This window comes from Klebsiella sp. BIGb0138, from assembly GCF_004342285.1.
Lineage (GTDB): Bacteria > Pseudomonadota > Gammaproteobacteria > Enterobacterales > Enterobacteriaceae > Klebsiella.
This window is the reverse complement of the sequence record NZ_SMCV01000029.1, coordinates 1-1,333: the sequence shown is the minus strand read 5'-3', so window position 1 is coordinate 1,333 and position 1,333 is coordinate 1. Positions and strand designations below refer to the sequence as shown.

Annotated in this window: 1 protein-coding gene; it reads right to left on the bottom strand. The window is 54.5% G+C overall.

The window, feature by feature from the left end; all coding sequences use genetic code 11:
• Positions 1-37: 37 nt before the first annotated feature.
• Positions 38-1,242 (bottom strand): IS3 family transposase gene (locus EDF73_RS27340; protein ID WP_132732060.1). Its coding sequence is split into 2 segments (ribosomal slippage): positions 38-924 and positions 924-1,242, totalling 1,206 coding nucleotides; the frame shifts between segments, so codons are not numbered across the junction.
• Positions 1,243-1,333 lie beyond the last annotated feature (91 nt).

The following is a 1,333-nucleotide window of genomic DNA, read 5'->3' as shown; positions in this document are numbered from 1 at the left end:
TGGATTTGACCCTATATATCCAGACGTTTTTGCTCTCTTACGGTTGCGATAACTTCCTGCGTATATATTCCCGTGGTGAGCGATATCCCAGTGCACTATGCGGATGATGTTCGTTGTAATGACTGAACGCCACCGCCAGATTCATCACCGCTGCCTGGCTGTCCGGTTTCGGCATGATGCTGATGTAGTCCCGTTTTATCGTCTTCACGAAGCTTTCTGCTATGCCGTTGCTTTCCGGGCTTCGCACTGCTGTCGTGCAAGGCTCCAGTCCCAGCAACCGGGCGAACGCCCGCGTTTCATGAGCCCTGTAGGCTGAACCGTTATCCGTCAGCCACTCCAGCGACTCTGTTGGCAACTGCCTTCCGAAGCGTTTTTCCACCGCACCCAGCATGACATCCTGCACCGTTTCTTTGTCATAGCCTCCGGTGCTCGCTGCCCAGTCAATGATCTCCCTGTCGCAGCAATCCTGCGCGAAGGTCACCCGCAGCTTTTCGCCATTATCACAGCGGAACTCAAAGCCATCTGAGCACCAGCGCCGGTTACTTTCAGCTACTGCTACGCGCCCCTTATGGGCCTGCTTACGGCAAGGATCAGCGGATTTACGTTCAAGAAGCAAATTATGTGTTCTCATAATGCGATACACCCGCTTCGCATTAACCACAGGCAGGCCGTCCCGCTCTGACTCCCGTCGCAGCAGCGCCCACACACGGCGATAACCATACGTCGGCAGGTCAGCCACCGCCATGTTTATCCGGGACAATACGGTGGTATCGTCAGAACGGGGCTGCCGTCTGTGATCCTGCCAGTCAGATGGCCGGTGAACCCTGATGCTCAGTTGCGCACGCGACACACCAATACTCCGGCAGACGTCGGTTAGTCGTCGTCCCCGGGCAACAAGGGCGCATGCGCAATCCATTTTTTTGCCCGACCGAACTCCACGGCCTCTTTAAGGATCTCGGCTTCCATCGTCTTTTTGCCCAGAAGGCGCTGGAGTTCGCGGATTTGCTTATTGGCGGCAGCGAGCTCGGAGGCCGGCACCACTTCCTCGCCCGATGCAACAGCCGTCAGCGAACCGTCTTCATATTGCTTGCGCCATTTGAATATCTGGTTTGCATTGATGCCATGCAGGCGCGCGACATGAGACACGGTCATACCGGGTTCCATAGTCTGCTGAATAATGGCAATTTTTTCCTGCGGTGTACGACGCCGACGCCGCTCAGGTCCTGATAACACTTCAACCATCTTATTATTCTGACTGGTGTTAAACATAGTTCCAAGACTACCTCTTATTTTAAGAGAGGCGAAGTGTCTGGTGATCTATGGGGCTAATCTA